18 protein-coding genes are annotated in these 21,323 nt (G+C 56.3%); 5 read left to right on the top strand and 13 right to left on the bottom strand.

Annotated elements, in window-relative coordinates; all coding sequences use genetic code 11:
- Positions 1-8: 8 nt before the first annotated feature.
- The 10 genes from J8E65_RS11950 to J8E65_RS11910 all read right to left on the bottom strand — a co-directional run bounded on the left by J8E65_RS11950 (position 9) and on the right by J8E65_RS11910 (position 11,958).
- Positions 9-1,406, bottom strand: coding sequence for an oligosaccharide flippase family protein (locus J8E65_RS11950; protein ID WP_210376385.1), 1,398 nt, complete (start codon positions 1,404-1,406; stop codon positions 9-11).
- A gap of 7 nt (positions 1,407-1,413) precedes the next feature.
- Positions 1,414-2,577 carry a glycosyltransferase family 4 protein gene (locus J8E65_RS12675; protein ID WP_210376383.1) on the bottom strand — a complete coding sequence of 388 codons (1,164 nt, stop codon included), beginning with the start codon at positions 2,575-2,577 and terminating at the stop codon, positions 1,414-1,416.
- Positions 2,574-3,461 (bottom strand): O-antigen ligase family protein, encoded by an 888-nt coding sequence (locus tag J8E65_RS12735; RefSeq protein ID WP_423815917.1) that lies wholly within the window; start codon positions 3,459-3,461, stop codon positions 2,574-2,576. The genes J8E65_RS12675 and J8E65_RS12735 overlap by 4 nt, the downstream gene beginning before the upstream one ends.
- A gap of 442 nt (positions 3,462-3,903) precedes the next feature.
- Complete coding sequence (locus J8E65_RS11940; protein WP_210376381.1) at positions 3,904-5,172, bottom strand: glycosyltransferase family 4 protein; 1,269 nt, start codon at positions 5,170-5,172, stop codon at positions 3,904-3,906.
- Positions 5,130-6,167 (bottom strand): hypothetical protein, encoded by a 1,038-nt coding sequence (locus tag J8E65_RS11935; RefSeq protein WP_210376379.1) that lies wholly within the window; start codon positions 6,165-6,167, stop codon positions 5,130-5,132. The genes J8E65_RS11940 and J8E65_RS11935 overlap by 43 nt, the downstream gene beginning before the upstream one ends.
- Positions 6,164-7,441, bottom strand: coding sequence for a dTMP kinase (locus tag J8E65_RS11930; RefSeq protein ID WP_210376377.1), 1,278 nt, complete (start codon positions 7,439-7,441; stop codon positions 6,164-6,166). The genes J8E65_RS11935 and J8E65_RS11930 overlap by 4 nt, the downstream gene beginning before the upstream one ends.
- Positions 7,429-7,848 carry a hypothetical protein gene (locus J8E65_RS11925; RefSeq protein ID WP_210376375.1) on the bottom strand — a complete coding sequence of 140 codons (420 nt, stop codon included), beginning with the start codon at positions 7,846-7,848 and terminating at the stop codon, positions 7,429-7,431. The genes J8E65_RS11930 and J8E65_RS11925 overlap by 13 nt, the downstream gene beginning before the upstream one ends.
- Positions 7,849-8,078: 230 nt before the next feature.
- Positions 8,079-9,155 (bottom strand): MATE family efflux transporter, encoded by a 1,077-nt coding sequence (locus tag J8E65_RS11920; protein WP_210376373.1) that lies wholly within the window; start codon positions 9,153-9,155, stop codon positions 8,079-8,081.
- Positions 9,156-9,273: 118 nt separating this feature from the next.
- Positions 9,274-10,500, bottom strand: coding sequence for a GNVR domain-containing protein (locus J8E65_RS11915; protein WP_341481767.1), 1,227 nt, complete (start codon positions 10,498-10,500; stop codon positions 9,274-9,276).
- Between the two features lie 135 nt (positions 10,501-10,635).
- Positions 10,636-11,958: an amidohydrolase family protein gene (locus J8E65_RS11910; protein WP_210376371.1), complete on the bottom strand. Its 1,323-nt coding sequence runs from the start codon at positions 11,956-11,958 to the stop codon at positions 10,636-10,638.
- 177 nt (positions 11,959-12,135) lie between these two features.
- Here J8E65_RS11910 and rlmN point away from each other — a divergent pair, with 177 nt between their 5' ends.
- The 5 genes from rlmN to J8E65_RS11885 all read left to right on the top strand — a co-directional run bounded on the left by rlmN (position 12,136) and on the right by J8E65_RS11885 (position 18,439).
- The gene (gene rlmN / locus J8E65_RS11905) at positions 12,136-13,227 is read left to right on the top strand and encodes a dual-specificity RNA methyltransferase RlmN (RefSeq protein ID WP_341481764.1); all 1,092 of its coding nucleotides are present in this window, start codon (positions 12,136-12,138) and stop codon (positions 13,225-13,227) included.
- Positions 13,228-13,275: 48 nt separating this feature from the next.
- Complete coding sequence (locus J8E65_RS11900) at positions 13,276-13,542, top strand: hypothetical protein (RefSeq protein WP_210376369.1); 267 nt, start codon at positions 13,276-13,278, stop codon at positions 13,540-13,542.
- Positions 13,517-15,184 carry an ATP-binding protein gene (locus J8E65_RS11895; protein WP_210376367.1) on the top strand — a complete coding sequence of 556 codons (1,668 nt, stop codon included), beginning with the start codon at positions 13,517-13,519 and terminating at the stop codon, positions 15,182-15,184. The genes J8E65_RS11900 and J8E65_RS11895 overlap by 26 nt, the downstream gene beginning before the upstream one ends.
- 97 nt (positions 15,185-15,281) lie before the next feature.
- The gene (locus J8E65_RS11890) at positions 15,282-18,089 is read left to right on the top strand and encodes a serine hydrolase domain-containing protein (RefSeq protein WP_237181988.1); all 2,808 of its coding nucleotides are present in this window, start codon (positions 15,282-15,284) and stop codon (positions 18,087-18,089) included.
- A 101-nt stretch (positions 18,090-18,190) separates the two neighbouring features.
- Positions 18,191-18,439, top strand: a complete 249-nt coding sequence (locus tag J8E65_RS11885) for an FmdB family zinc ribbon protein (RefSeq protein ID WP_210376363.1) — start codon at positions 18,191-18,193, stop codon at positions 18,437-18,439.
- 116 nt (positions 18,440-18,555) lie between these two features.
- On the opposite strand, the gene J8E65_RS11880 is transcribed toward J8E65_RS11885, so the two are convergent.
- The 3 genes from J8E65_RS11880 to J8E65_RS11870 all read right to left on the bottom strand — a co-directional run bounded on the left by J8E65_RS11880 (position 18,556) and on the right by J8E65_RS11870 (position 21,310).
- Positions 18,556-19,443, bottom strand: coding sequence for a hypothetical protein (locus J8E65_RS11880; protein WP_210376361.1), 888 nt, complete (start codon positions 19,441-19,443; stop codon positions 18,556-18,558).
- Positions 19,444-19,513: 70 nt separating this feature from the next.
- On the bottom strand, positions 19,514-20,269 hold the full coding sequence (locus J8E65_RS11875; protein ID WP_210376359.1) for a ThuA domain-containing protein: 756 nt from the start codon (positions 20,267-20,269) through the stop codon (positions 19,514-19,516).
- 18 nt (positions 20,270-20,287) lie between these two features.
- Entirely contained in the window at positions 20,288-21,310 is a 1,023-nt protein-coding gene (locus J8E65_RS11870) for a sugar phosphate isomerase/epimerase family protein (protein WP_210376357.1), read from the bottom strand.
- Positions 21,311-21,323 lie beyond the last annotated feature (13 nt).

Here is a 21,323-nt window from a genome sequence, read left to right as displayed (position 1 = left end):
GACTCTCATTATTGAGCTCCCTTCTTGATTTTAAGAAGTAACCTGGAGCCAAGACCTAAACCAACATAAACCAAAGCAGCCAGCGTGCCCTGCAAAAGGCCCGCGTTCCCTTGAAATCGATACCATAGGAGGAACGCACCAAGACTGGTTCCTAAAATAACCCAAACCTCCCACACACGTGCGTAATATCCATAATGCTTTGTAACAAATGTACATACTAACAAATAAGCTGAATACGAGACTAAAGTTGCTATTGCAGCTCCAATCACCCCCAATGAAGGTATTAGAATCCAGTTCAAAGCCAAGTTCAAAATGGCAGTAAAAAGGGTCATTGCTGTCACCCAAAGAGTGCGTTTATCCCACTCAAGGGGCTGATGTTGGAGAATACCCGTGAACCAAATCCAACTTCCCAGGGCCACGAGGACCGGCACCAATGAAGGCGGGCGAAACGCTTCGCCAGCCAACAGCCTAATGAAAGAAACACCTGACGCCGCCTGAAACCAGGCAAAAGCTCCTGCGACTATCGTCATGAATCTGAAAAGGTTTACGAGTAAGCTTTCAGCATCTGCTCGATTCCCCCGCGCCCATGCATGTGATGCAACAGGATACATACTTGAGAACAGTACAGAAAAGCAGAGTCCCAAGAACTTATCGGAAAGATTGTAGGTAGCGTTGTAAATTCCCACATCTGCATGGGTCTTAAAAAGCGCGAGCATGTAACGGTCTGCGACTTGGAGAATCTGACCTCCAATGGAAGTGATCGCAATAGGTAGTCCAAAACGCAAAACACTCTGCACAAGGTCTAGTCTGGGCTGCGTTAGAAACCACCTGAATTTAAAGCTGTAAATGAGGAATAAGGACCATGGAGCGATGCTTAAGCCAACAATCAGCCAGGTCAAATGCCTACCGACTAAGAAAAGAGAAAGACTTAAAAGGAGCGAACCCAAGCTACTAACGAAGGTGTATCCCGCGATGAGCCGTCGGTCAAGAGTCGTGCGAATGTATGCCATGCTCGCTTTGGATAAGATCATAGCCACTGCAAACAAGGAGGCCCAGAGACCCACGTGCGGGGACAGCTGCTGGCCGCTGAGCAAGGCACCCACCGCTACGCCCCCAAGGATACTTGAGAAAACGGCCATCCAACCCAGGGTATTCCAAATGAACCCGTGTGGGACTTCGGAAGATAGGCGAATGCCAGAAGGAACCAGCCACTCCCCAAACAGGGAAGCTGCCATATTAGCCGTGGCCATAATCAGGGCGTAGGCTCCGTATTGCTCAGGCCCTAGAATGCGAGGCAAAATAGCTATACTCACCAACCCCGTAAGAAAGGCGACACCATGGGATAGGATGTATGCAGGAATTTGACCAAGCCAACGGGCTCGTACAGAGGATTCTTCTGCACCCATAGGTCCTTCAGTCGCCCACAACTGCCTGATAGAGGGCCACATAATCCTTTACCATCCTTTGGGCGCTATAGTATTCCCGTGCCCGCCTGATCTTCTCTTCCATCTCTGTAGACCAGTCCGTCAGTGCCTGGCAGAGTATCTGGGCCAAATCTCTAGAGTCCCCACCCGGCGACCAAAGGAAACCAGCACCCCACTCCCGCACCATCGCCCCCGCACCACCTACATCCGCGACTACTACTGCGCGCCCGGCACCCCACGCTTCTAGTATCGAAACAGGCTGCGCCTCGTATCTTGAGGGTATCGCTACGACATCTGAGGCTGCATAAAGGTCGGCTAGAAGCGTGGACCTATGCGGCACAGCTCCCACAAAGATCACATGATCTGCCACTCCCAAGCGCAATGAAGTCTCTTGAAGGGCATCTTTATAACCAACTTCGGCTTCAGGTCCTACCAGCACGAGACGACACATCCCCTCCATGGATTTTATTAGAATAGCGAATGCTTTCAGTAGAGCTTCAAGGTTCTTTACGCGCGCTAGGCGCCCAACAAAAAGGAGGATCTTTGCCTCCATATTTTGATGTACCCGGAGAAATTCACGGCCTCTCTTCCGATCGCCTTGTCTGAGCCAGTCCAAGTCGATCCCATTCGGTATTACCTCTATGTCTTGCCGACCTGTTACTTCTCTTGCTTCCCTCGCTACCACTTCACTCACGGCTACAACTCGAGTCGCGCCCTTTATTGGGAATATGTTTGACAGAAAGTACCGCCAGGTTGGTTTAAGATGAGTTACTCGGCTGTGTAAAGTCAGTACAGTCTTTATTCCCTTCAATCTTGCACTGATAAGACTTAAGCCAGACAAGATGTTATGCACGTGAAGGTGCAAGAGGACCGGTTCTCGCCTTTGGCTCAGACGTAGTAGGTCCATTAGGAGCTCTGGCGGTATCCCCGACTTGCCCAGACCGATCATATGCTTTCCAAATAGGTACAGCGCAGGATAACGCTTCACCCGTATACCGTCAACCACTTCGCTTCCTGCATCGTGCGGCGTTCTACACGTCCATACCTCACCTTTGACCTCCGAGGGATAATTCCTGACGAGATCTACGATAATACTCTCTGCTCCTCCCCAAATGGATTTCGTGAACTTAGGAATTATGTGGATTACATTCATATTATTCGTCTCCAATACGTCACTTCTACATCCACTAACGCAAAAAGCACACCTAGTAACAGAGTATTCTGGAGAGCACCATAGGGCCACGGGCTAAAAAATAGCGTCGGAATAAAAATACCAAGCCAGTATGCTAGTAACCCTCGCGTCAAGACCAATTGCCTGTGAGACCACAGGAAACTGATTACCCTCCAATGGAACCACAAGTAGGCTAATAGCCCCAATAGACCGAACCGCAGCCACACGTGAAGCGGACCGTTATGAACACCCCATGATTCCGTTTTCCATCGGGTATAGATAGTTTCATAAGTGGTACCAAGTCCTATACCGAGGATAGGTGATCGCTGAATCTGAAGCATGGCGTCCAACACATCCTCCACGTGTCCAATGTTTGTGCTTGAGTAAGGATTTGTTTCGTCGAATAGGTTAACCGCACTCATTACACGGGCCCAGATCGCCTCCTTAGGAAAGGTGAGTAGTATGACCACTACACTTATTGTTGCAAACCCAATAATCCGAAGTCTATTACGATTATATAAAATAGTTAATACTCCGATGGTTATCAATAGCTCCATCCAATAGGTACGACGCCACGCAAGCAATACAAGAGCTGCATTACTTGCAATAAGAAACGGAATTGTGAGTCTCCACAATCGCTTTTGGTTGCGCTTGCCTAAGAATATAGCCACTCCCAGACTGACTCCTGCAACAGCGTTGCTCAGGGTTGGACCATCGAACGTTGGCCCATTAAAAGGAGGAACCCCTCCAAACCACGCCCACCTACCAAGGAGTAAAAGAGAGTGAAGTGAAATCAATATAAAAATGCTATAAGCTACTCTATAAAAGTGTCCTGAGCTTAAGAAGATTCGAAAGACACTTCCCATAAGCAATCCTAAAGCGATCGCCCTCCACTCATAGAACATATTTTCACCACCGAGAGTGAAACCGTAGAGCATGGCAATAGAGACAGATACCCAGAACCAAAATATAGGCGCAAGTATCCACTTACGAATAGCCCCCCAAACTCTTAGCCTTCCCCTGGACATGTGAATTAGCAAAGCAAAGCTGGACGAAATAAGCAAAACAACATCAATCCACCGAAAGCCAAATGCCAAATGCGAGTAAATAAGAGAAGCGGTACCGTCCGGGCCTGGGAATTCTCTCGAATACACGACAGAACCTAATAACACTAAGGAGAAGACCAACGCTAAGGATTTCAGTGTGATTCCCGAGATAGAAAAGATACCTAGCCTTCTCGAAAGGCTCTGAGCACCCAACCCTTCCCTGTGAGTATAGTGCAGATGTGTTCCCATTGATTTACTTTCCTTAATCACTTTCCCCAAAATGAGATAGGTACAATTTAGCGATTTGAGAGGCTCGCTGCCTCCATTTGAAAACCTCCTGCACTCTCCGGCGGGCTGCTTCGCCCTTTGCGCGGTGCAGGTCAGAATCTTTTGCTAGTCTCCACATCGTCTCCGCCATCTCTTCAACCGCCTGCTCCGACCTGCGGGCCGGAATCTTAAAACCCGTTTCTTCCGCCACCTGCACTGCGGGCCCGCCCAAGTCCAGGCAAATCACCGGTCTACCCGCCGCCATGGCCTCTAGGCACACCCAACCACCAGAGTCATGCAGGCTGGGATGGACAAGGACGTGCACCTGGGAAAGGAGTTCCAGCACCTGCGGCCGGGGAAGCCGTCCGAAGAAGCGCACCCGGTCCGCCACACCCAGCTTTCGGGCAAGAGCTTCGAGGCGCCTTCGCTCAGGGCCGTCCCCTACGATCCAATACTCTGCCTCCTTGAGCTCACTTCGGGCAAAGGCTTCCAGGCCCAGGTAAACCCCCTTCCAGTGCAACAGACGCCCAATGCTGAGAAAGCGCACAGGCCCTGGTGGCGGGGGTGGAATGCGCCCAAGCACCTCCATCTCTTCCTCCGGTAAGGCTGCCTCGCTCAGGACCTCCACATGCTTCACTCCCAGGCGCTTGAGCCGAGCCCTGGTCTCTGGCGTGGTGGCCAGGGCTCGGCTCGCCCGGCGGGCGGTGAAGCGAACCAGGGGGTCCCATTCGGCTAGGAAACGGGCCGCTGTGCGAGCAACCTCGTAAGCAATACCCCTCAACCCAAAAGTACGCCAGAAAGCCAGAGGCGCGGACTCCCCCCCACCCACCGGGCCCCATACGAAAGGCACCCCGTCCAGGAAGGCCAAGGCACTCGGTGCCCAGTACTTCACAAAGGTAACATGGTGGGCTACGTCAAAGCCCACCTCTCGGTGCAACCGCCGTACCACGGAGATGGCTGTGAGTTGCCACAGGTAATAGTACAGCTGCACACCCCGCTGCCCACGTTTCCAGAACCGGGCCCATGGAGGCAGATCGTGGTAGACGAAGTGGAGGTTCGGAACAGGTCTTTGCGCCAATTCCGCCTCAATGGCTGGGCGATTGTTGGCCCGGGTGAGAACCCAGACCTCGTGGTGCTCGGCCAGGTGGCGGGCCAAGTTCCAGCCCACTCCGGGCTCGGAACCCCTGCCAGGCTCGCAGGCGTAGGCACTCACAAGAATCTTTAAACGGCGCGCCACCGACTTTCCCATACGTATTTCCTCCATCGCTGAAGCGGAGTCTCTGGAGAATGCCCATCCTCAAGCGCTTTCGTGTAGGCATCATAGGCCACTAAGCGGACCAGTGCCCCCGCTTCTAAAGGACTCAAACCCGGCCACGTTCCATCTGATAGAACCCGTATGGCATGCTGCACAGCCCGCTCTGGACTCCATCGCTTCAGAAGCACCCCTGTTTGCAAAACATAGTAGACCAGATCCGCTGCAGGAAAACCCTGCAGTTCGCCATATTCCCAGTCACAGGCCATCACCTTGCCTTTGCTTTGCACCAGGTTCCATGGCGCAAAATCTCCGTGGTAGGGAACAACCTTCCAGGATCTCTTAGCAAGATTCGCAACTGCGATCTCCAATGCAGGATTGGCCTTGACCAAAGCTTGCACCCATGGGTGTTCGTCCACCTCCACCTGCAAACCCGGCATGTCCTGGATAGCGTGGAGGTAAGCCCTCACCATCGCTGGGGGAACTGGATTAGCGACCAACGGAATGCCCGGCAAGGCCGAGACCAGTATCCCTACTCCCGGTCCGATAGGCCCAAAGGCTATCGGCCTCGGAGAAAAGCCCGGCGGCAGGCCTTGCAGTACCTTCCACTCATTTGCTAAGCGCTTTTTAGCAAATTCTGTTTCGCCATATTTCAGATAGGCTACTACTTCACCCTCCCTCCCACGGAGCTGCACCGTGAGTTTTTGCGTAGGACCCGGCGTACCCACGAGGACCGCCCACGGCACCAGGTCAGGATGGCTAGCCATTTGCAAAAATTTCTCCAAAATCCATCCGGCACGGGCCCTCCGCACCGAAGGAACGAACGTACCCTGGAGGCGCAAAAGCATTCTCCGGAACCGAGCCACCCTGCGAAAGGCAGGAAACAAAGCGCTGGCAGACCAACGTTGAACCAGATTCCAAGCAGCCACGTACAAGCGCGGTGCATTCCAATTGGGCAGAGCGACAACAGGCGTATCTTCCGGAAAGAACGCAAGCCCGTCCATCATCGGATACCTTTAAGCCTTTTTGCCGTGCGGGCAGCCAAGTATTCCAGAATAAGCCGCTGTGCCTCCGCCACCACCTCCGCAGGAGAATGGCTTGCGTCCAGGACATATGCATTGGGCTGCGATCGCGCAAACTCCAGGTACCTCTGCCTGAGGCGCTGGGCTTCCTCAATGGATACCTCCGGCTTACGGGCGTGCGCTACTTCAGCGGGGAGGTCCAGGACGATGAAGAGGTCCGGTCTCGGAATGAAGTGCCCCAAAAGCCGAGCAAGCCATACCGGACCGCCGTAGCGGTAACGCCTGGGATCGATGAGCAGGTCATCGTAGTAGCGGTCAAAAAGTACCAAGGTAGAGCGAACCAATAAGGGCCGAATCTTAAGCCAGTAGCCCAAGGTGTAGTCCAGCCAGTAATAGGCCAGCTTGAGCAGTGAGCCAAACCAGGAGCGTGGCGGTTTGCCATGTGGATCGGTGACAGGACCGCCGTCACCTTGTTTCCGCAGCAACGCAGGCATCAGATGAAACCGCGCTGTCCGACGGAACGCTCCCGCCACTTCCTTGAGGAGACCCTCGATGAGCGTACTCTTCCCTGCCCCGTCAGGCCCCAGCACGGCTACAAAGAGCCCGGTAGGTTGTCGCCACCGCCGCCAAACGCGGGCGAGTTCGGGGAGCCAGTAACGGAACGCATTGAGGGGTTCCCGCCTCAACTTTTCCCACTTAAGAACCTGCTTCAGCTTTGGCAGATGAGCCTCTATCTCCGACCACTTTCCATCCCGAATCCAGCCGATGACTTTACTCCCCCATTGACGACCCAAAAGACGCTGCGCCTCCTGATCCGCCAGCGAGCCTAAGAGACCAGCGAGTTCTTGAAGACGTGCCTGGGCATGTTCGGGCACTCCCTGCTTCAGAATCTTCTTCACCAGCAGATACTTGAACTCCACCTCCAGTGCTGCCACCCAGAAGCCATTCCATGCCCGCCTACCTTCAAGGAGTTCCTCCGCAGTAAACCAAATCCTCCCATCCCTTCGGTAATCCGTCGCCGCATCCACCGGTATAAAGCGCATCCCTTCACTCGTCTCCGACGCGACAATGAAGTAGTAACAAGTGCTCTCGTGTTGCAGCAGATTCACCAACTTAGCTCCTGGAGTATAAAGCAGGTTCTCTTCGAGCCCCGGCAGGTACTCCGGAGCCACAACGATGTCCAAGTCCGAGGGAAGATACTCGGGCAGCCCATGCCAGCCGTGGAGAACGCAGTACTGCAGATTATTCAGAAAATCCATACCGCTATCACCCCACTTAATCTTCTGTAATCACCGCGCACCCCAAGAAAATCCGGTTCTCCCCTTGCCTTGAATAGAGACTTCACCACCGCGTTCTCCTGCGGCCTCTCAGGCTGGCTGCTTCCCGTAGGGAACATGTTCCGGAAACCCGTTATCCATCTACAAGGAGCAACCACGCTACCCACTCGCGGCTCGGGGTCAGCCATCAGGTTGCGTTCCCTTGCTCGCCCTTGGTCGTGGTGGGTCAGAGCTTTGGGGGACCGGCCTGTCTGTGCTTGAATGTAGGCCTTGATCTCATCCCACACCTCCAAGAGCGCCTGGTGGCGGGCCAATGGGTAGACGGTCTTGTCCACCCCGTTAGCGCTATCGGGGTTGCAGCGGCCGAGCAGCACGTGCGCGATGCGCATACTCACAATTCCTTCCTTTGGCTAACCAGAAGGCGAATGCACTAAAAACGTTCACCAGTAAAAGAGCCTCAACAGCCCCCCTGAGGCCGTGGATCCACACAAGGGCTATCCCCACTGTGGCCGAAAAGCCTGCCAGCATCGCATAAACCGTGGCCACCGCTTGTGGCCGCTCCAATGCTCGGGGCACGGAACCCGCCATCGAGGTGACAGCAGTAAGCATCGGCAGGAAACTAAGCCAGGGAAGCCAAACCGAGGCTTGAAGGTACCTCTCCCCATAAAGCCAGCGCATTAAATCCCCGCCTAATCCCAATAGGAGTACAAAGTACACCAAGGTAAAGCCCAGGGAAGCTACCAGGCTGGTTTTGATAAAGTGCCCAAGACCACCCATTGCCCGAGCCCGCACCATCCCAGGTACTAGGGCGCTGGGCCAACGCTCCGTTAAAGTGCAGAATGGGCATAAGAAGGTTCATCAAGGCTTTTAGCTGCGCAGCTGCCTCCAGACCGTGGAAAGCAGGCAGGGCCAGGTAGTAAATGTTTCCTGGCACCCAGGAAAGACCTCCAGCCAAGAGAGCCCAGCGGCTGTAGTTCCAGTGGAGAGACCGAACCTGGCCTGGCTCTACCGGATGGGTAGAGCCAACCCTTGGTCTGAAACGCACCACCTCCGCCGCCAAAAAAGCTGCCGCCGCCATGCTCAATAACGCAGTAGCTTCATTCAATAAGCCCACCTTTAGAAGAACCCACGCAGCCCCCAGGTACAACGCTAAATAAAAAGCACCACCGTAAACTGCCACCCTGGGCTCCAGAAGGGCATAGGCTCCTCGCCGAACAAGCCACAGGTAAAGGACCATGGGCGCAGCAAACGCCAAGCCCAGGAGGCTCAGGGCCATCTCGCGTTGCCCCCCAGCCCAAGAACCCGCCGAAGCAAGGGCAAAAGCTACTCCTGCGAAAACCCCGAAGCGCCAATGGTAGCCGATAAGTACCCGTTGATACCCCAAAAAGGCTTCCCGAAACTTGCCTGAGCCATACACCAGCATGGGCTCGGTCCACAGGGCGGTGTGCAGGGTGCCGAGCAGGAGAAAAATGGAGAACGCCACAGAAAAAGCGCCGTAGCTAGCAGGCTCCAGCCACCGCGCCAGAAGCACGCTAGCCAGGAAGTTGCTACCGGCAAAAAGACCCTGATCCAGCACCGCCCAAAATCCCTTGCGGGCCCAACCGAAAACAGAAACAAGACGTGAAGGCGCTGCCTTGCCATTCTGATCAGGAGGCGAGGTGATTTCAGAAAATATCTCTGGAGAACCTGAACCCATTTTATTGGCCTCTGTCCGCTACCGCGCTTTCAGCGCTGCGATTTGCACAAATTCAGCTCCAAAATTATATCCCCTAGCCCTAGATTCTTTTGAAGGTTTGATGTAACCCGGCTGGCAACTACGACCGCTGCCATAGGGCCTTAAACTCTCCCCACCAGGTTGAGGGCTTAAACAGCGCCTGCACTTCCTCAACCTTCTGCTGCGCCTCGCGGTCTGCAGGCGCACGCGACAGCCAGTGCCGCACTAGGGCTAAGCCCAAGCCCAAAAATACTCCCAAGAACAAAAACAAAAATACAATTACTTTACGACTCATCCCCGAAGGCTCATTGGGAGGCACGGGCGGCTGCACAATACTCAACACCGGAGCTTCTTTTTGCACTTGAATCTCGGCTTGCGTCTTCTGAATCTGCAGCTCTCGGTAAAGCTGCTCCTTAAAGCTCAACTGCCGTTGCAACCGCTCCATCTCGGCCCGCAGCTGGGCTGTTTGCGGATTGCGGTTGGCATCCAAAAAGCGCGCGAGCTCGTTTTCAGCCTGCCGCAGCTCAGCTTCTACTTGGGCAAACTTCTGCTCCAAAAAACGCAAATCCTGCCGCGCCTTCTCCGTCTTAATCCGGTTGACCGCAGCCTGCAAATGCCAAATAGCCCGCTCCACCAATGCAGCCGAAAGGTAAGGGTCCTTGCTTTCAGCACGCAACACAATCACTCCCGGCATATCCCGCAGCAACCCCCCTCCTGTTTTCTGGGAAGCGCTAAGAACGCTACGAAGCTCCCGAATCGCCGCATATTCCTCCTCGGTGGGCAGAACAATCACACCCGAGTACAGGTCTTGCACAGGTGCTCTAGCGCTACCCCGCAACCAGCGTAGCGGATTAAGGTAAGCCAACCAGGATTCCTTCCCGTAGTATTCCACTAGCGTCATGCGCCGGCCTTCTTCGGCAATGTAGAACGTGTCGCGCGCCAACGCCAGCAAAAAATCCGGACTCTGAACAATGTCGGGATAGACGCTAGGACTAACAACCTCCTCACCTCCTATCGACAATCCAAACGAGCGCAATGCCGAAAGGGCACCGCTACTACTTGGCGACGTGCTAGGAGCTAGCTTGGCCTCGGCCACGTAGGACCTTGGCATAAGCAGGGCCACTACTACACCCAGCACCAGCGCAGCCAGCACGCTGACTACGATCACGCGCCGTTGACGGGCAATGGCCACACCCAAATCCAAAAGGGAAATTTCATCCGCTTCTGCAGAAGCATAGTACGGTACCCAACCCGGCGGTGGGGAAGCAGACGAACCGGCTGCAGCGCGCTCTGAAGTGTCGGTAGGATTCATCTCTGACCAGTGCACCAAGATTGCTTAATAGCAGCACCAACAAAAACCAGGCCCAGATACTTTTAAAGTAGGACTTTCGGTTCCATAAAAAAAAGCCCCCTCTGGGGGCTTTTTACAGAGCAGCGCTAGCGCTGCTGGCGTTGACATCACTCACCGGGCATACCGGGCAGCAATTGCTTCTAACCTTGCCTGGAGTTGATCTGCTGGAAACCAGCGACCGCGCAGCATCACCCCCAGCCGGCGCCGCAGATGGCCTAAATCCTCCAGCGGATTCCCCTCCAGCAAGATCAAATCGGCCCGGTGCCCGATAGCCACAGCCCCAAAGCTGTCCTGCCGCTGGAAGTAACGTCCAACGTTATACGTAGCCGAGCGCAAAATCTCGTAAGGCCTCAGGCCAGCAGCTTGCATGCGCTCTATTTCTCGATATGTTGAAAAACCTGGCACGCTGAACTGTTGCGGCGAATCTGTGCCAAACAAAATCCCAACCCCACCGTCGGCCAATGCCTTGAGCAGCCGCATACGGTTAGCAATATGCTGCCGCGCTGCTTCGCGGTTAAGCTGCGGATTGGTCAAGCGGCGCTGGTGAGCCTCTACCCACTGGTCGACAATCTCCGCCGGCATATAGCGTAGTTCTTCATACCCCTGAACCGTCTCCAGATCCAGAACGCCCATAAGCACTTCCCACAGCGCCATCGTGGGCACCACCCAAGCCTGCGCTTCACGGGTGAGCCGGACAACTTCGGCCAGGCGGGCTTCGTCGATAGGCTTGTCGAAGGCATCCAGGTAGGCTATAAAGCCATCCAAGTGATCGAACGTCTCTTGCCCCATCTCCAAGGCATGCCGAAGCCCGACGCTTTCGGGCACGTGACCGGCAAAGCGGATCCCTACTTCATGGGCCGTGCGTGCCATGGCATCGTAGACTTCCCGGCTCAGCCCAGGCAATACTTTCAGCAAATCCCACCCTTCTGCTTTTTGCTGGCGTACCCTTTCGACGGCCTGCTCAGGCGAGGTGACCGAGCCGCCGCTAAAAGGAGGACCCGCCAGGTAAAGCGTAGGTCCCACAAGCTCACCACGATGAATCCGCTCCCGAAGCACTAGTTGCGCAGGATCCCCCAGCATACCCCGCACTGTGGTAATGCCATTGGCCACGTAGAGCCACAGCACATCCTCGATGTACTGCGGCGAAGCGTTACCCCCAGGCACATGTCCATGCATCTCAGCCATGCCTGGCATCAGGTAGCGACCCGCAGCCTCAATGCGCTGCGCCCCGTCGGGAATCGTTATAGCCTCGGCAGGACCCACCGCAACGATTCGCGTACCACGAACGAGTACCGTCTGGTTAACCAGCACCGTATCCCGATCCATCGGCAGCACGTTCACACCGACAAATGCCACTGCCGACTCCGGCGCTGGCTGCGCTTGACAAGCCAGCACAGCCAGCATCGAGACACCTATCAGCCTAAGCGCTTGCATGACCAGCCTCCCGATTGGTTGAGCGCACCTTTTAAGAATACGATACCCAAAGCTTTGGGGAAAGGCATTTGAGGCGCTAAAGACGCAAAAAAGTACCTTTAAAATAGGCCTTGTATCGGGCTTGAACCCTTCGTGCAGGCCTGCGTTGGAATAGCTTTAAAAAAGCCTTGCCTTGTCGTGCACGCACCTGCTCTCATCAATCTGCGTACGCTAAGCCGAGCGGAGCTAGAAGCGCTAGCGGAGCGGTTAGGCGAGCCGCGCTACCGGGGGCGCCAGCTTTTTAAATGGCTCTACGGCAAGGGGGCTACGTCGTTTGCGCAGATGACCGATCTCCCCAAGACCTTTCGGGAAGCGCTCGAGCGCCAGGCGTGCATTCGCACGCTCGAACCCGTTCGACAGCTTATCGCCCGTGATCAGACGGTTAAGGTGCTGTTTCGCCTACCCTCGGGACGGCATGTAGAAGCAGTGCTCATTCCAGACGTTGAGGCCTCTGGGCAGGTGCGTCGGCTGACGGTATGCGTCTCGAGCCAGGTGGGCTGCGCCATGGGCTGTGCTTTTTGTGCAACCGGTCTGATGGGTTTTCAGCAGAACCTGACGGCCGGAGAGATTTACGACCAAGTCTGGCAGCTCAATCGCCTAGCCGAAGCGCGCTTTGGCCGCCGCATTACCAACGTGGTCTACATGGGCATGGGCGAGCCGCTTTTAAACTATGCTGCGGTGCTAGAAAGCATTGCGTTCTTGACCGATCCCGACGGGCTAGGTCTTTCACCCCGCCGAATCACGGTGTCGACCGTGGGCCTGGCACGCCGCATTCGGCAGCTGGCCGACGAGGGCGTGCGCTTCCGACTGGCTGTCTCGCTCCATGCCCCAACCAACGCCCAACGCTCAGCCATTATGCCAGTCAACCGCAACGAGCAGACCGACCTTGACGACCTCATCGAAGCAATTCGCTACTTTGAGCAAAAAACCGCCCAAAAGGTCACCTACGAGTATTGCTTGTTTGAAGGCTTTAACGACCGTCCCGAAGACGCGCAGCGCCTGGCCGATATTGTTGCCCAAGCCCCTGGCAAAGTCAACCTCATGCTTTACAATCCTGTCGAAGGGGCACCTTTTCGGCGTCCTTCGGAGGAACGCTTAGAAGCATTCCTCCGGGTTCTGGTAGCCCGCGGTGTTACGGTCACCGTGCGACGTAGCCGTGGCGAAGAGATCCAGGCCGCCTGCGGCCAACTGGCTGTGCGTGAACAAAGCATCGCCGAGGCCGTGTCATAACGTTGACAGACCTTGTCGGTAAGCTGCTCACCAACGTCGCAACCGGCCATGAAAAAGCAACAACTGTCGACGGATCCTGTTGCTGAGCTGCAGTGGAGCTTAGGGCGCTGGATGTTAGGGGTGATGGGGGGAGCGCTAGCTGTGGTGATGCTCCCGCGGCTTTTGCGTCTGCTGTTTCGGCGCGTTTTACCGCATCTCTTGCTTGAAGTGCTGCTGGCCGTGACGGTCGGGTTGCTTACGGAAAAGGTGGCTTTGTGGCTACAACGCAAACCAAAAGCCCTAAAAGCGCATGGAACCCCTGCGTCGACCACCTGAACGTCCAGATCGGCTGGGCGTTATCACCCACGGCTCGCTCAGCCAAGGCGTCGAGATGAAGCTCGAAGCCAGCGAGTCGATCGAAGAGGTGGTTGCCGGCACGTTTGTGGTCATTCAAGGCGAAAAGTATGACTTTTTTTCGATGATCACCGACGTGCGCATCGATGCAGCCAACGAAAACATCCTTCTACATCCGCCATCGGCAGAGAACAATCTGCTGCGCCAGATCTTGCGCGGTTCAGGGACCTATGCCACGGTCACGCTCAAGCCCATGCTGATGATGCGCAACGATGGGCTGCAAGAGCTCGCCGAGGTGCAACCCGTCAAAACGGTACCCAGCCATTTTGCAGCGGTCTACCGCGCCACCGCTGAAGATGTAACGCGCATCTTTGGCCACGAAGCCAACGAGGGCGGCAACCGCTATTTTCAGGTTGGCGAGCCGCTGGGTATGCCCGGAATTCCAGTATGCATGGACTTAGATCGTCTGGTAGAGCGCTCGAATGCGGTTTTTGGCAAAACGGGCACCGGCAAAACGTTCCTTACGCGGCTGCTCCTGTGTGGTACGATCAAAACGGGCAAGGCCGTCAACCTGGTGTTCGACATGCACTCAGAGTATGGCTACAGTGCCCGTAAAGAAGACGGCACGTTTGTTAAAGGCCTGCGGGAGCTTTTCCCGACGCGTGTTGTGGTCTTCTCACTTGACCCTGAAGGCACCCGTAAGCGTACGCAGCGCACCCCAGATTGCGACGTTTACCTTTATGCCGACCAAATCGAGCCAGAAGACATTCTGCCGCTGCAGGAAACCCTTAACCTCAACGAAACCGCAGCCGAAAGCAGCTTTCTTTTGCAACGTAAGTTTGGCCGCAATTGGCTGCTTCAGCTGCTGCAGACTCCAGAAACTGAGCTCAATGACTTGGCCGAAGCGGTCGGTGCCCATCCTGCCTCCCTTGGGGCCTTACGACGCAAACTGTCCCCTTTTGAACGCTATTCCTTCTTTAAGACCGAACCTTCGACGGGTAAGCGAGATGTTCTGGAAGACTTGCTTGAAGCGCTGCGCAGCCAAAAATCGGTAGTCTTTGAATTTGGCCGTTACGACGACTTGCGCGTCTACATGCTGGTGGCCCAGGTTATCACGCGGCGCGTGCGGGCTGCTTACGAGGAGATGACCACCACCTATTTGCAAACCCAAAACGAAGCTGATCGCCCACCCCAGCTTGTCATCACCATTGAAGAAGCGCACAAATTCCTTATGCCCGGCATTGCCCGCGAAACGCCTTTTGGCAAAATTGCCCGGGAAATGCGCAAGTACTTTGTGTCGCTGCTGGTGGTTGACCAGCGGCCTAGTGCTATCGATGAGGAGGTGCTGAGCCAGATCGGCACGCGCATTATTGCCCAACTGAACGACGACAAGGATATCGCTGCGGCCTTGGTGGGCACGCGGGATGCAGGTGCGCTGCGCCAGGTGCTGGCTTCGCTGGACTCCAAGCAGCAGGCGCTCATCTTAGGCCATGCGGTACCCATGCCCATCGTGGTCAAAACGCGCACCTATGACGACGCGTTCTATGCAGCGCTGCGCAGCAGCGACTTGCCTGGCCAGGACTTCGACAGCTTAGACCGCAACATGAAACAGTGGTTTTACTAAGTTTATGCTGGCGTGTCGACTTTTTGTGCTGCTCTGCCTATTGTGGCTAGGTTGCCGCGCACCCCGGTCGCCGTTTGATAGTGCTGCAGCCACAGAAATGGAAGCTGCAAGCTGGGCCGAAGCCCAGCTGCGCACGTTGACGCTGGAGCAGAAAATCGGTCAGCTTTTTGCCGTACGTGCCCGAGGCCTTTTCCAAAGCGTAGATGATCCAGAGTACCGTGAGCTGGTAAGGCTGGTTGAGCATCTTGAAGTTGGGGGTGTGGTTTTCTTTCAAGGGGACCCCTACGCCCAAGCCATGCTAGCCAACGACCTTCAGCGCCGCAGCCGAATCCCCCTCTTGATTGCCCAGGATACCGAGTGGGGTGTGGCCATGCGTGTAGCCCGCACCACAAGTTTTCCCCGTGCCATGGCTATCGGCGCAACGGGCAATCCACAGTACGCCTATGCCGTTGGCTACGTAACGGCACGCGAAGCGCGCGCCCTGGGCGTACACCAGCTGTACGCTCCAGTAGCTGATGTCAACAACAATCCGTTGAATCCAATCATTAACGTTCGGGCTTTTGGGGAAGACCCCTACCTGGTAGCGACCATGGTGCAGGCGTTTGTGCGCGGTGTTGGCCGGGCAGGCGCTATTGCTACGGTGAAGCATTTTCCTGGCCATGGCGACACGGCCATCGACTCGCACAGCGAGCTTCCTGTATTGCCCTTTGACCGCAACCGGCTCGATACGCTAGAGCTGGTACCTTTTCGGGCAGCCCTTGCAGCAGGCGTGCCTAGCGTCATGACCGGTCATCTGGCCTTACCGCGTTTGGAGCCCATCCCCCATCTTCCGGCTTCACTTTCGCGCCGCATCACGCACGACTTGCTGCGCGGGGAACTAGGCTTTGACGGCCTGGTGGTGACCGATGCTTTAGAGATGCGCGGTGTGACCCAGTACTTTGGCGTAGGCGAAGCAGCCGTTCGCGCCCTTGAAGCTGGCGCCGACGTGCTTTTGCTCTCAGAAGACGTTGAGGCCGCACGGGCGGCTATTGTGCAAGCTGTTCAGTCTGGCAGGCTATCGGAAGCGCGGATCGACGTTTCTGCACGCCGCATCCTGCAGCTCAAAGAGCGGCTGAACCTACACCGAGATCGGCTGGTCGACCTTGAGGTGATTCCACAAGTGGTTGGGATTGCCGCGCACCAAGCCATTAGCCAGACCATTGCTCGGGCCTCGCTAACGCTGCTGCGCAACGAAGGGTCGGTGCTTCCTCTGCCCGATGCACCGCTTACCCCCTACCGCTTGCTGGTTGCCTCGCTTAGCGACAGCGACGATCCTGCAACCGGCCGTTTTTTTGTGCAGGCGATCCGGGAAGCAGCCCCTGATGCGCTTGTCAGCGCTCGCTTGCTTGACGTTCGCTCGCATGCCGACGACTACCAAAGCGTTTTGCAGGCTGCAGCGCAGCACGACTTTGTGGTCGTGCCAGCTTATGTGTTTGTGCGCTCTGGAAGCGGCCGCATCCGCCTTCCCGAGGCGCACCGAGTTTTTCTGGATGCGCTCATTGCCCAAGGTAAGCCTGTCGTGCTGATCGCTTTTGGCAATCCCTACATCATCATGGATCTCAAAAGACAACCAGCAGCGTACGTGGTGGCCTACAGCGGCAACGAATCGACCCAGCGGGCGGTTGTCCAAGCCTTGTTTGGGCAGGCGGGCTTCTCGGGAAAACTTCCGATCACGATTCCCGGCTATTTTCGACGGGGCGAAGGCATGGTGCTACCGCAGGTTGCCCCGCGCCGCGCCTATCCTGAAGAAGTTGGCATGCGCACCGAAGGGCTTTACCGGATCGATTCCCTGCTTGAAGCGGCAATCCGCCAGAAGGCGTTTCCTGGCGCCGCTGTGGCCATCGGGCGTGGCGAAGCGATCGTCTGGCTTAAGGGCTACGGCCACTATACCTACAGCTCCGACCAACGCGTCACGCCTGAATCGGTCTTCGACCTCGCTTCGCTGACCAAGGTTGTGGTTACAACGACCGCAGCCATGCAGCTCTACGAGGCTGGAAAGTTGGACCTAGAGGCGCCGGTTGCCCGTTACTTACCCGAATTTGCGCAAAATGGCAAAGACCAGGTAACCATACGGCAGCTGCTGTCGCACACCTCTGGTCTGGCCCCCTACCGTCCGTTTCATCGGATGGGCCTGACCACAGCCGAAGCGGTGCGGCAAGCAATTTTGGCCGACACGCTCGTCTACGCCCCTGGCACCGAAGCGCGCTACAGCGACCTAGGCATGATTGTACTGGGCTGGGTTATCGAGCGTATTACAGGCCAACCGCTTGATGCGTATGCACAAGCCCATATTTTCCAGCCCCTGGGGATGCGCCATACCCGCTTTCGGCCTGTAGGTTGGAGCGACAGCACGGTGGTGCCCACAGAGGTGGATACGATCTTTCGCCATCGCCTCCTTCAGGGCGAAGTGCATGATGAAACTGCCTGGATACTGGGGGGTGTAGCTGGGCATGCCGGCGTTTTTTCAACGGCAGCAGACCTCGCACGCTTTGCTTACATGCTGGTTAACGAAGGCCGCATTGGTGGGCGGCAGTTCCTCAAACCTGAGACCATTCGGCTGTTCACCACACCGGTTGATCCTCCGCGTGCCGGCACACGTGCCCTAGGCTGGGATACCAAAAGCCCACAGGGCTACACTTCGGCCGGCCGCTTCTTTAGCCTAAGGAGTTTTGGGCACACCGGCTTTACAGGCACCTCGCTCTGGATCGATCCAGAGCAACAGCTCTTTGTGATTTTACTGACCAACCGCGTTTATCCCACCCGGGAAAACCAGAAGCACCTGGCCATACGTGCTGCTTTAGCCGACTTGGCCTGGCAGGCGATCATCGGTCCGCCCCAATTGAACTTAGAAGCCCTGCTGCCGTAAAAGAGCGCTGTCTGTCATATTGACGGGCTGGAATGTTGTTTGCACTCGCTCCCAGCCCAAACGTATGGGCAACCCGTTAAACCAGCCAGAAAGGGTGTCGTATGCCGACCTACGTCTACCGTCGTGAGGATGGAAGCATCTTTGAAATGGAGCAGCGTATCACGGATCCACCCCTGACGCATTGTCCGACAACCGGCCAGCGTGTCGAGCGCTTGATTACGGGCTCAGCCGGACTGATCTTTAAAGGAAGCGGCTTTTATCTGACCGACTATGCGCGCAAAGGGAGCAGCAACAGTGCTAACGGTAGCAAAGCCAAAAGCGAGGCAAGCTCCGAGAGTAAAAGCGACTAAATAGGCGCTAGCCAAAAAAAAAAGCCGGGCTCAAGGCCCGGCTTTTTTTTGTCCACCCCGCAAGCAACTGCGGGACACCGTGGACGACCCAACGATTGTAGCAAAAATCGTACAATTTATCGGCAAGAGGCGCGTGCCAACTGACGTTTTAACCAAATCAGCACACCAGGTGTGGTTTTCCAATAGGGCAAGGCCACAGACACGTAGTCGATCGCTTCGTCTGGTTGGCCCGGCGTGATCTGTTCTGGAAGCTGTCGCGGCAATTTTTTCTGCCCCAGCAGGTATGCGGGCACATGCGGGTTAGCCTGGCGGGCTTGGCGTAGTGCCTGGCGGGTTTCGAGCGTATCTCCTTCCTGTTGATAGAGCACAAGCACCCGGCTATAGGTCCAGGCAGCCGAGTCGTCGTCTGGGTACATGTCCAGCAGCATGCGCAGTGCTTCGACGTCTTTGCGCATCAGTAATGCTTCCAGCAAGAGGTAGCGTACGCCTTGGTGGTCGCCCGCATCCAACCGCAGCAGTTCCCAAAAATGGCTCAGGGCTTCTTCTTGCTGGCCGCACAGCCAGAGGCTTTGGGCTAGTCCTAGGCGCGCCCGTAGGTAGGGACGGGCTTCCGGAAGATGCCAAAAGCGGCCGAGATGCCGCTCAAACCAGGCTGGCGGCAGCACGCGCTCGCCTGCGGCAACGCCTTGCCGGTACCACTGGAGTGCTTCTTCTGGCGTTGCGGCTTCTTCGGCAAGGAGGACGTAGGCATCGGCGCAATCGGACGACAGGCTTAAAGCCTGATGCGCCAGTTGAAGACGGCGTTCCGAGGCAGGCTCTTTCCAAGCCTGGTAGACCAGCATTTGGGCCTGCTCGAGCGGCGTACTGTCGGGGGCTGGCAGAACGTCTTCTTCAAGCCAGTTTTCCAGAAACGCCTCGAAAGGGGCTAAGGAATCCGGAAGCGGCTGCTCTGGCGAAGCGTTTGCATTGCTTGCTGCTGCAGAGCGGCGTTTGTGAGAGGCCATTGGGGGTGCCGTGCTGATTGCGAGCGTTTACGCTGCAATCTCCAACCGCAAAAATCCAGGAAGGTTCGGCTTAATCGGCGCGACGGGCTGCCCAAAGGATGCCCCCGAGCAGGTGCTGCCGGAATAGCGGCTCAGCGTAGCTTTCCTTGGTGTGGCCCATAGCCGTGTACCAAGCGCGACCTTCGCCTACCGTGTGATACCAGGCAATGGGGTGATCTTCGCCCATCTTGCCGCCTTCGTACGTAGTCTCATCCAGCACAGCCAGCACGTGCACGTTGTGCAGCCGTGGGTTGGCATGGAAGTTATACCACTCGTCGGTGCGCGCCCAGGCTTCGGGAAGATGCTGCGTGGAAGGATGGGTGCGGTCTACGACGCGCACCACGGCTTCCTGGATATGCGGATGGCTTTCAAAATAAGCACCGACCAGTTGGCCATACCAAGGCCAGTCGTACTCGGTGTCGCTGGCTGCATGCACGCCGACATAGCCCCCGCCACCTTCGATGTAGGCTTTAAAGGCCTCCTGTGCGAGCGTGTCGAGCACGTCGCCTGAGGTATTTAAAAAAACCACTACAGCAAACTGGGCCAGCGTATCGGGCTGAAAGTAGGTAGGATCTTCGGTTGCGGTCACGGCAAAGCCGTGCTCAGCGCCTAAAGCTTTGATGGCAGCGATGCCCTCTGGGATGGAATCGTGCCGGTAGCCCAAGGTTCGGCTAAAAACCAACACGCGGAAAGCCGGCTGGGCGTCGGCGTTATGCTGGCTGGATGGAGCCACGCAGGCGCCCAGCAGCAGGGCCCCCGCCACCCAAAAATGCGCGGTGTGCTTCATGGCACCTTAAGCCCTAAGTTAGGAAGCGGTCTGGGTTTGGCGTTCCCGAGCAAACGCTGCATCGAAGGCGGCAGCTGAAGGCGGGAAGTCCATGGCCTTGACACGCGCGCAGGCTTCTTGTGCGCCGTGCTCACGGTCCATGCCAATGTCTTCCCATTCGATCGAAAGCGGACCGTTGTAGCCAATACGGTTCAGGGCGCGGATAATCTCTTCAAAGCGGATGTTGCCGCGACCGATAGAGCGAAAGTCCCAATAGCGATCGCGGTGGCCAAACGCCAAATGGCCGCCAAAGACCCCTGAGCGCTTAGGCACGGGCGACCACCAGACGTCTTTCATGTGCACGTGGTAGATGCGGTCGGCAAAGTGTTCAATGAAGGCCACATAGTCGACGCCCTGATACCCTAGATGGCTGGGGTCGTAATTAAAGCCAAAGGAAGCGCGGTAGCCTAGGGCTTCGAGTGCCCGTTCGGCCGAGGCGATATCGAAAGCGATCTCGGTAGGATGCACCTCTAGGGCAAAACGTACCCCAACTTCTTCAAACACGTCGAGAATAGGATGCCAGCGCCGGGCAAAGTCCTCATAGCCTTGGTCGATCATGCCAGGCAAAAGCGGCGGAAAGGCATAAAGTAGCGGCCAAATGCTACTGCCGGTAAAGCCGTTGACCACTTTGACGCCCAGCTTGGCTGCTGCGCGCGCGGTATCCATCATCTCCTGGGCGGCTCGCTGGCGCACACCTTCGGGGTTGCCATCGCCCCAGACGTGGGGGGGCAGAATGGCTTTATGGCGCTCGTCGATAAGGTCGCAAACAGCCTGGCCCACCAGATGATTGCTAATGGCCCAAACTTTCAGTCCGTACCGGGCCAGTAGCTCCAGTCGCTGTTCGCAGTAGCCCTCTTCCTTCAGGGCCCGTTGCACGTCGAAGTGATCACCCCAGCAAGCCAGTTCCAAACCATCATAGCCCCATTCGGCCGCTTTTCGTGCAAGGGTTTCCAGCGGCAAATCTGCCCATTGGCCTGTAAACAAGGTTACTGGTCGTGCCATGGCTTTTGGGTTT

This window comes from Rhodothermus bifroesti, assembly GCF_017908595.1.
GTDB lineage: Bacteria > Bacteroidota > Rhodothermia > Rhodothermales > Rhodothermaceae > Rhodothermus > Rhodothermus bifroesti.
This window is presented reverse-complemented; position numbering and strand designations above follow the sequence as displayed.

Excerpts from the sequence above, each read along its gene's own strand:
- J8E65_RS11880 (WP_210376361.1), bottom strand. The coding sequence starts at position 19,443 with ATGGCCTCTCACAAACGCCGCTCTGCAGCAGCAAGCAATGCAAACGCT.
- J8E65_RS11875 (WP_210376359.1), bottom strand. The coding sequence starts at position 20,269 with ATGAAGCACACCGCGCATTTTTGGGTGGCGGGGGCCCTGCTGCTGGGC.
- J8E65_RS11935 (WP_210376379.1), bottom strand. The coding sequence starts at position 6,167 with ATGATGGACGGGCTTGCGTTCTTTCCGGAAGATACGCCTGTTGTCGCT.
- J8E65_RS11910 (WP_210376371.1), bottom strand. The coding sequence starts at position 11,958 with ATGCAAGCGCTTAGGCTGATAGGTGTCTCGATGCTGGCTGTGCTGGCT.
- J8E65_RS11890 (WP_237181988.1), top strand. The coding sequence starts at position 15,282 with ATGGAAGCTGCAAGCTGGGCCGAAGCCCAGCTGCGCACGTTGACGCTG.
- J8E65_RS11895 (WP_210376367.1), top strand. The coding sequence starts at position 13,517 with ATGGAACCCCTGCGTCGACCACCTGAACGTCCAGATCGGCTGGGCGTT.
- J8E65_RS11925 (WP_210376375.1), bottom strand. The coding sequence starts at position 7,848 with ATGCGCATCGCGCACGTGCTGCTCGGCCGCTGCAACCCCGATAGCGCT.
- J8E65_RS11940 (WP_210376381.1), bottom strand. The coding sequence starts at position 5,172 with ATGGAGGAAATACGTATGGGAAAGTCGGTGGCGCGCCGTTTAAAGATT.
- J8E65_RS11920 (WP_210376373.1), bottom strand. The coding sequence starts at position 9,155 with ATGGGTTCAGGTTCTCCAGAGATATTTTCTGAAATCACCTCGCCTCCT.
- J8E65_RS12675 (WP_210376383.1), bottom strand. The coding sequence starts at position 2,577 with ATGAATGTAATCCACATAATTCCTAAGTTCACGAAATCCATTTGGGGA.
- J8E65_RS11930 (WP_210376377.1), bottom strand. The coding sequence starts at position 7,441 with ATGGATTTTCTGAATAATCTGCAGTACTGCGTTCTCCACGGCTGGCAT.
- J8E65_RS11900 (WP_210376369.1), top strand. The coding sequence starts at position 13,276 with ATGAAAAAGCAACAACTGTCGACGGATCCTGTTGCTGAGCTGCAGTGG.
- J8E65_RS11950 (WP_210376385.1), bottom strand. The coding sequence starts at position 1,406 with ATGGGTGCAGAAGAATCCTCTGTACGAGCCCGTTGGCTTGGTCAAATT.
- J8E65_RS11885 (WP_210376363.1), top strand. The coding sequence starts at position 18,191 with ATGCCGACCTACGTCTACCGTCGTGAGGATGGAAGCATCTTTGAAATG.
- J8E65_RS11870 (WP_210376357.1), bottom strand. The coding sequence starts at position 21,310 with ATGGCACGACCAGTAACCTTGTTTACAGGCCAATGGGCAGATTTGCCG.
- J8E65_RS12735 (WP_423815917.1), bottom strand. The coding sequence starts at position 3,461 with ATGGGAAGTGTCTTTCGAATCTTCTTAAGCTCAGGACACTTTTATAGA.